This window comes from Nocardia amamiensis NBRC 102102, from assembly GCF_001612745.1.
In the GTDB taxonomy this organism is placed as follows: domain Bacteria; phylum Actinomycetota; class Actinomycetes; order Mycobacteriales; family Mycobacteriaceae; genus Nocardia; species Nocardia amamiensis.
Genome location: NZ_BDBA01000227.1, coordinates 1 through 8,084, shown reverse-complemented (window position 1 = coordinate 8,084; position 8,084 = coordinate 1). Strand labels below are relative to the sequence as shown.

The 8,084-nt window shown below is 68.5% G+C and carries 6 protein-coding genes; 3 read left to right on the top strand and 3 right to left on the bottom strand.

Annotated elements, in window-relative coordinates; translation table 11 throughout:
• Nucleotides 1-616: wax ester/triacylglycerol synthase domain-containing protein (locus tag NA4_RS32155; RefSeq protein ID WP_281180085.1), on the bottom strand; the 616-nt coding region annotated here is incomplete at its 3' end.
• Nucleotides 617-1,427: 811 nt separating this feature from the next.
• Here NA4_RS32155 and secA point away from each other — a divergent pair.
• The 3 genes from secA to NA4_RS32135 all read left to right on the top strand — a co-directional run bounded on the left by secA (nucleotide 1,428) and on the right by NA4_RS32135 (nucleotide 5,645).
• Nucleotides 1,428-4,292 carry a preprotein translocase subunit SecA gene (gene secA / locus NA4_RS32150; protein ID WP_067478788.1) on the top strand — a complete coding sequence of 955 codons (2,865 nt, stop codon included), beginning with the start codon at nucleotides 1,428-1,430 and terminating at the stop codon, nucleotides 4,290-4,292.
• 85 nt (nucleotides 4,293-4,377) lie between these two features.
• Nucleotides 4,378-4,953, top strand: coding sequence for a Uma2 family endonuclease (locus tag NA4_RS32145; RefSeq protein WP_218022489.1), 576 nt, complete (start codon nucleotides 4,378-4,380; stop codon nucleotides 4,951-4,953).
• 314 nt (nucleotides 4,954-5,267) lie between these two features.
• Nucleotides 5,268-5,645 (top strand): YybH family protein, encoded by a 378-nt coding sequence (locus NA4_RS32135; protein WP_067478779.1) that lies wholly within the window; start codon nucleotides 5,268-5,270, stop codon nucleotides 5,643-5,645.
• A 25-nt stretch (nucleotides 5,646-5,670) separates the two neighbouring features.
• On the opposite strand, the gene rsgA is transcribed toward NA4_RS32135, so the two are convergent.
• Both rsgA and aroA read right to left on the bottom strand, forming a co-directional pair.
• On the bottom strand, nucleotides 5,671-6,669 hold the full coding sequence (gene rsgA, locus NA4_RS32130; protein ID WP_245671688.1) for a ribosome small subunit-dependent GTPase A: 999 nt from the start codon (nucleotides 6,667-6,669) through the stop codon (nucleotides 5,671-5,673).
• A complete protein-coding gene (aroA, locus tag NA4_RS32125) occupies nucleotides 6,666-7,958 on the bottom strand; it encodes a 3-phosphoshikimate 1-carboxyvinyltransferase (protein ID WP_067478773.1) in 1,293 nt (430 codons plus the stop codon). The genes rsgA and aroA overlap by 4 nt, the downstream gene beginning before the upstream one ends.
• Nucleotides 7,959-8,084 lie beyond the last annotated feature (126 nt).

Genomic DNA, 8,084 nt, shown 5'->3' with positions numbered 1-8,084 from the left:
CGCGGGCCACCTCCAGCGCCCTGCGCGGCTGAGCCGCGAGGTGGCCGAGCGCGCCGACCAGCAGTTCCAGGTCGCCCGGTTCGCGCGGCGCGATCCAGGCGTCGTCGGCCAGCTCGCGCGGCGCGGGTCCGGTGTCGAGGATCACGTGGCCGATCTCCAGGGCGGTCTCGCCGTCCACCAGCGCCGAGTGCGACTTGGTGAAGATCGCGCAGCGACCCTCGGACAGCCGTTCGATCAGGTACATCTCCCACAGCGGCCGCGCCGGGTCCAGCGGGTGCGAGGCGAGCCGGGAGACGAGCTCATGCAGCTGCTCGTCCGTGCCGGGACCGGGCAGCGCGGAGCGCCGGATGTGGTAGGTGATGTCGAACCGGCTGTCCTCCACCCAGACCGGGCGGCCGAGCGACAGCGGGATCTCCCGCACTTTGCGGCGGTACCGCGGCACCAGCGCCAGCCTGCTCTCGACCAGATCGACCAGCCGGTCGTAGTCCAGGATCGGCGTGGCACTGTCGCCGGGCTCGGCGTTCCGGACGATCGCGAGAGACCCGATGTGGATCGGATTGCTGCTCGATTCGAGCCGGTAGAACGCCGTGTCCTGCGGCGTCAGTCTCGTGATCACGCTGCCCGGTACTCCTTTTCCCGATGCCGCCCCCGCTTATTGTGCTGCCGCGACAACCGTTACCCCGGCCGTTGTGGCATATCCGGTGAATTCGTGCACTTCTTCGCCTGCCCACGCCGCTGTGGCACGCTTTTGCCTTCGAATCCGGCAAACCGATTCGATCACAGCTGAAACCGGGATGCACAGTCAACGCATCCGGCCGCTCTCCGTGTCGAAGCAGCGCCATGGGCACCGCTGGAGCGTTCGAACCCGCGCATCCAACGCCGCAGTGGTCGGCCTACGCAACCGCACCATTCCGACTCCACTCCGAGGTGGCGACCCCCGGCGTTGCTCGCTGCCCGGCTCGCGCCTGAAGGGCCGCCGCATAGAGTGGCCCGGCAGCGGCCCGGCTACGACGGGCTGGCGAACGTTCGAGGTCCCGCTGTGGGCACTGGTGCGGGACCACCCGGCGGCTTTCGAGCGAACGGAGATCGGACCATTGCCGTTCGCGGCCTCGCTCGCGTCCCGCCGGCCGTGTAAGACGGTAAAGTGGCCAGCAGCGGTCACCTGTCCGGCTACGACGGGCCAGCAAATGCCGAGGTCCCGATGTTGTCACTCCGCGTGACCACTCGGCCCAACTCCCGCTTCCGAGCGAAGCGAGACTGAGCATTGCCCGTTCGCGGCCCGGCTCGCGTCCGAGCGGCCGACGCGCAAGCGACGAAGTCGCAAGCGGCGGTCGCTCGGACGCGAGCCACAAGGGGGCCGCGAACACGCAGCGCCGCAGGCGCTGCAAATCAAACACAGCACACCGACCAGAGGACTGACGAGACCCGTGCCTGCGCTGACACTGACGAGGTTGCTTCGGATTGGTGAGGGTCGCATTGTCAAGCGGCTCTCGCATTTCGCCGACCAGGTCCTCGCCCTCGAGCCGGAATACGAGGACCTCAGCGACGCCGAGCTGCGGGCCAAGACCGACGAGTTCCGTGAGCGCTACGCCGAGATGGTCGAAGACGGGGAGACCGACCCGCTCGGCCAGCTGATGGCCGAGGCGTTCGCGGTCGCGCGGGAGGCGTCCTGGCGGGTGCTCAGCCAGAAGCACTACAAGGTGCAGGTGATGGGCGGCGCCGCGCTGCACACCGGCAATATCGCCGAGATGAAGACCGGTGAGGGCAAGACCCTCACCTGTGTGCTGCCCGCCTACCTGAACGCGATCAGCGGCGACGGCGTGCACGTCGTCACCGTGAACGACTATCTGGCCAAGCGCGACGCCGAGTGGATGGGCCGCGTGCACCGCTTCCTCGGCCTCGAGGTCGGCGTGATCCTGTCCGGCATGAGCCCCGCCCAGCGCCGGGTGGCCTACAACGCCGACATCACCTACGGCACGAACAACGAGTTCGGCTTCGACTACCTGCGCGACAACATGACCCACTCGCTGGACGACCTGGTGCAGCGCGGGCACAACTTCGCCGTCGTCGACGAGGTCGACTCCATCCTCATCGACGAGGCCCGCACCCCGCTGATCATCTCCGGTCCGGCCGACGCCTCCTCGAAGTGGTACGCCGAGTTCGCGCGGATCGCGCCGCTGCTGAAGAAGGACCTGCACTACGAGGTCGACATCAAGAAGCGCACCATCGGCGTGCACGAGGCGGGCGTCGAGTTCGTCGAGGACCAGCTCGGCATCGACAACCTGTACGAGGCCGCGAACTCGCCGCTGGTGAGCTACCTGAACAACTCCGTCAAGGCCAAGGAGCTCTACGCCCGCGACAAGGACTACATCGTCCGCGACGGCGAGGTGATCATCGTCGACGAGTTCACCGGCCGCATCCTGGTCGGGCGCCGCTACAACGAGGGCATGCACCAGGCGATCGAGGCCAAGGAAGGCGTCGAGATCCAGCCGGAGAACCAGACTCTGGCCACCATCACGCTGCAGAACTACTTCCGCCTCTACGACAAGCTGTCCGGCATGACCGGCACCGCCGAGACCGAGGCCGCCGAGCTGCACCAGATCTACAGCCTCGGCGTGGTCCCCATCCCGACCAACAAGCCGATGGTCCGCGCCGACCAGTCCGACCTGATCTACAAGACCGAGGAGGCCAAGTTCTCCGCGGTGGTCGACGACGTCACCGAGCGGCACGAGAAGGGCCAGCCGGTGCTGATCGGCACCACCAGCGTCGAGCGCTCGGAGTACCTGTCCAAGCAGTTCACCAAGCGCGGCATCCCGCACAACGTGCTGAACGCGAAGTTCCACGAGAAGGAAGCCGAGATCATCGCCGAGGCCGGGCGGCCGGGCGCGGTGACCGTCGCGACGAACATGGCCGGTCGCGGTACCGACATCGTGCTCGGCGGCAACCCGGACATCATCGCCGACATCCTGCTGCGCAAGCAGGGCCTGGACCCGGTCGAGACGCCCGAAGAGTACGAGCGGGCCTGGCTGCCCACGCTGGATCAGGTCAAGGCGCAGACCGCCGAGGACGCCGACGCGGTGCGCGACGCGGGCGGGCTGTACGTGCTCGGCACCGAGCGGCACGAGTCGCGCCGCATCGACAACCAGCTGCGCGGCCGCTCCGGCCGTCAGGGCGACCCGGGTGAGTCGCGCTTCTACCTGTCGCTGGGCGACGAGTTGATGCGCCGGTTCAACGGCGCCGCGCTGGAAGCGATCATGACGCGGCTGAACCTGCCCGACGACGTGCCGATCGAGGCGAAGATGGTCTCCAAGGCCATCAAGAGCGCCCAGACGCAGGTCGAGCAGCAGAACTTCGAGATCCGCAAGAACGTCCTCAAGTACGACGAGGTGATGAACCAGCAGCGCACCGTCATCTACGGCGAGCGCGACCGGATCCTGCGCGGCGAGGACATGGAGGGCCAGGTCCAGGGCATGATCACCGACGTGATCACCGCCTATGTGGACGGCGCCACCGCCGATGGCTACGTCGAGGACTGGGATCTGGACAAGCTGTGGACGGCGCTGAAGACGCTGTACCCGGTGAGCCTGGACTACCGGGACCTGACCGGCGTGACCGAGGTCGGCGAGGCGGGCGAGCTGACCCGCGAGGAGTTGCTCGACGCGCTGCTGGACGACGCGCATGAGGCGTACGAGCGCCGTGAGACCGAGATCGATGGTCTCGCGGGCGAGGGCAGCATGCGCAATCTCGAACGGCAGGTGCTGCTTTCGGTGCTCGACCGCAAGTGGCGCGAGCACCTCTACGAGATGGATTACCTCAAGGAGGGCATCGGCCTGCGCGCGATGGCGCAGCGCGACCCGCTGGTGGAGTACCAGCGCGAGGGCTTCGACATGTTCAGCGCGATGCTCGAGGGCCTCAAGGAGGAGTCGGTCGGCTTCCTGTTCAACCTGCAGGTCGAGGTGGCGCAGCCGCAGCCGGAAGGCGTTGCGGTGGAGCCGGGCCTGCGTTCCCCGGTCGGTGCCATGGCCGCCCCGCGCCCGCTGCCGACCGAAGAGGCTCCCGCGGCCAACGGCCACGCCGCTCCGGCCGCGCTGCGTGCCAGGGGTATCGACCAGTCCGGCCCCCGCGGCTTCAGCTATTCGGGTCCCGACGAGGGCGGTCACGCCGCCGTGCGCAGCGATGCCGAGGAGTACGGCGTGGACGGTGGCCCCCAGCCGACCCGCCGCGAGCGCCGCGAGGCGGCCAGGGCGGAGGCGAAGGGCAAGCGCGGCCCGAAGTCCCGCCGTCGGCACTGAGCAGACGGTTGTGTCGGCGCGGGCTTGTCCGCGCCGTCCTGCCGTATCGCGAAGTGTGTGCAGCCGTCCGTTGGAGTGCTCGTCCGTGACCGTCCCTGTCATGCACCCGCGCCCAGGCCACCTGCGTGCTGTCGCCGAGCAGATAGAGCGCGCGACGGGTCTACGCGTCGAGATTCTGGGCGGAAGTCTCGTGATGTCACCGACACATCGGGGCAAGCACGCGGGGACGATTCGGCGATTGCGGCAACAGATCGAGGCGCGGATGCCGACCGGGCTGGCAGCATACGAAGTTTCGTCGATCCAGATGCCGGACGATGACGACGACTACTGCACACCCGACCTCGTGGTCCTGCCCGAGGCATGGGATGACGACGATGATTGGTTTGCCGACCCGCACGATGTCGAACTCGCCGTCGAGGTGATCTCCAAGACGGAGAAGGCCCAGCAGATCACCGACAAGAATGGTTGGTACAGCGCGGCAGGCGTTTGCATGCTGCTCTCGGTCGATCCACGCTACGGCCGATGGGCGCTGTACACCCATCCCAAGGACGGTACGTACCACGGCCAGCTCGACGGGACGTACGGCGACGTCATCCCACTGCCCGAGCCGTTCGGGTTCTCCCTGGACAGCGGCTGCCTGCCACGCTATGGACGCGATTGACGCCACGAATGCCAGTGCGAAGGCGTCCTCACCGAAGCGCCGTGGCGCATCCGTAGGCGTGGCGTAGCGTGACGCCATGACATCCGCGGTGTCCTTCTCCGAGCCCGAGCTTCCGCACCGACGCGCGCACCGACGGATAGCGGTGCCCCGTGCGGAGGCTCTGGCGCTCTTCTCCGGGATCGCTCGAGCAAGCACACCGGACGTCGCCGACCTCATCGCTGACTCCATCTACGACCCGTACGATCGCGCGACGCGGCCACCGAGGGACCGTGGCTTCGAACACTGCACGCGCGATCCGGCGTAGTTTTCCTGAAATGGACCGTGCGGCTGTGCAGACATGGGTGGCCGGATACGAGCGAGCCTGGCGGTCGGCGGGCACCGAACAGCTCGCCGAGTTGTTCGCGGCAGACGCCGGGTATCTGGTGTCGCCGTGGGCGCAGCCGCTCACGGGTCTCGGCGCTCTCGCGGAATTCTGGGAGGAGGGTAGCGACGGGCCCGAGGAGCCGTTCACCATGCGGTCCCAAATCGTCGCGGTGGACGGGGATACCGCCGTGGTGCGGGTGGCGGTGGAATACGCGCAAGACACTCCGTCGCACTGGCGAGACCTGTGGATCATTCGCTTCGACGACTCGGGTCGGTGCACGTGGTTCGAAGAATGGCCGTTCGCGCCCGGCCAGCCGGACGGGCACTGATCGCCAGTTCTGAGCGGCGTTCGGCCTACCAAGGGTCGTTGGAGGCGAGGGCGACGAGCAGTCGGCGGATGGCGGCCACCCGGTGCTCTTTGCCGGTGAACTCGTCCAATACGCATTCAGGGTCGGCGGGCGGACCGAGGTGGGTGCAGCCGCGCGGACAGTCCTCGATGGCTTCGGCGAGATCGGTGAAGGCGGCGATGACGTCATCGGGGGTGATGTGTGCCAAACCGAACGACCGCACGCCGGGGGTGTCGATGACCCATCCGCCATCGGGGAGGGGAAGGGCCACGGACTGGGTGGAGGTGTGCTTGCCCTTACCTACTCCGGAGACCTCGCCGACAGCTCGATCCGCGTCCGGCACAAGACGATTCACCAAGGTGGACTTGCCGACGCCGGAGTGGCCGATCAGCGCGGTGAGGCGGTCGGTCAACAAGTCGAGCACCGGGTCGAGCGGATCCTCGATGCCGCCGTGCACGATGATGAGGTCGAGATCGTCGAAGGCCGCGGCGAATTCGGAGTCGGCGGCTAGATCGTGTTTGGTCAGGCACAGAATCGGTTGCAGCCCACCGGCATACGCGGCGACCATGGCGCGTTCCACGAAGCCGGTGCGCGGTGGCGGGTCGGCGAGTGCGACCACGATGAACAGCTGCTCGGCGTTGCCGACCACGATCCGCTCGAAGGGATCGGTGTCGTCGGCGGTGCGGCGCAACACCGTTCGGCGGTCGGCGACCCGGACGATGCGGGCCAGCGTGTCCGGCCGTCCGGATAGATCGCCGACCACGTCCACTCGGTCGCCCACCACGATGGGAGTGCGGCCCAGCTCGCGCGCCCGCATGGCGACGATGCGGCGGTCGGCGTCGCCGTCGAGCACACACCCCCAGCGGCCCCGGTCGACGGAGACCACCATGGCGGACTCGGCATCGCTGTGCTGCGGCCGGGTCTTGGTGCGGGGACGCGAACTACGCCCCGGACGAACCCGCACGTCGGATTCGTCGTAGCTGGCCGTGGAGCGTCTGCGGCTCAGGGCGCGGCTCCTTCGTCGGATAGCGCCGGATCGAGCATCCGCTCCCACAGTGCCACGAAGTTCGGCAGGGTCTTGGCCGTGGTCCCGATGTCCTCGATCTCGACGCCGGGCACCCGAAGGCCGAGAATCGCTCCGGCCGTGGCCATCCGGTGATCGGCGTAGGAATGCCATCTGCCGCCGTGCAACTCGGTGGGCACGATCTCCAGGCCGTCCTCGGTCTCGGTCACCTTGCCGCCGAGCCGGTTGATCTCGGTGGACAGCGCGGCCAGCCGGTCGGTCTCGTGGCCACGCAGGTGGGCGATGCCGCGCAGCACGGTCGGGGAATCGGCCAGCGCGGCCAGCGCGGCGACGGTCGGGGTCAGCTCGCCCACGTCGTGCAGATCGATGTCGATGCCCGCGAGCCGGTCGGGGCCGTGCACAGTGAGCACACCGTCGAAGATCCTCGCCTCGGCCCCCATCCGCACCAGGATCTCGCGGATCACGTCGCCCGGCTGGGTGGTCAGGCGCGGCCAGTGCGGGATGCGCACGGTGCCGCCCGTGACCGCGGCCGCGGCCAGGAACGGAGTGGCATTGGACAGGTCGGGCTCCACCTCCCAATCCACCGCGCGGATCGGTCCGTGCTGCACGGTCCAGGTCTGCGCTTTGAAGCTGTCCGCGGGCGCTTGTACCCGCACGTCGGCACGGCGCAGCATCTCCACGGTCATCTCGATGTGCGGTACCGAGGGCAGCGCCTTACCGTCGTGGTGCACCACCAAGCCCTCGTCGAAGCGGGCGGCCGACAGCAACAGGCCCGAAACGAACTGCGACGACCCGGAAGCGTCGATGGTCACCGTGCCGCCGCGCAGCGCGCCCTTGCCGTGCACGCTGAACGGCAAGGAGTCACCGGCGATATCCGCGCCGAGCGCGCGCAGCGCGTCCAGGATGGTGCGCAGCGGGCGAATCCTGGCCTGCTCGTCACCGTCGAACGCGACGTCGCCGGCCGCAAGCGCCGCGACCGGCGGCACGAAGCGCATCACGGTGCCGGCCAGCCCGCAGTCGACCGCGCCACCGCCCAGCGGCGCCGGGGTGACGGTCAACGTGTCCCGCTCGCCCTCGATGCGCGTACCCAGCGCGCGCAACGCGCCGATCATCAGGTTCGTGTCCCGGCTGCGCAGCGCACCGGTGATCGTCGATGGCCCCTCGGCCAGAGCGGCCAGGATGAGCGCCCGGTTCGTGATCGATTTCGAGCCGGGCAGGGTCACGGTCGCGTGCACGGGGACATCGACATGGGGCGCTGGCCAGAAGTTCACCCGTCCATCATGCACTGTGTTCGATTTGCAGCGCCTGCGGCGCTGCGTGTTCGCGGCTGTGCTGGTTTGGCCGCGACTTCGTCGCGGCGTGTTCGCGGCCCACCTGTGGCTCGCGTCCGAGCGACC

Excerpts from the sequence above, each read along its gene's own strand:
- NA4_RS32135 (WP_067478779.1), top strand. The coding sequence starts at position 5,268 with ATGGACCGTGCGGCTGTGCAGACATGGGTGGCCGGATACGAGCGAGCC.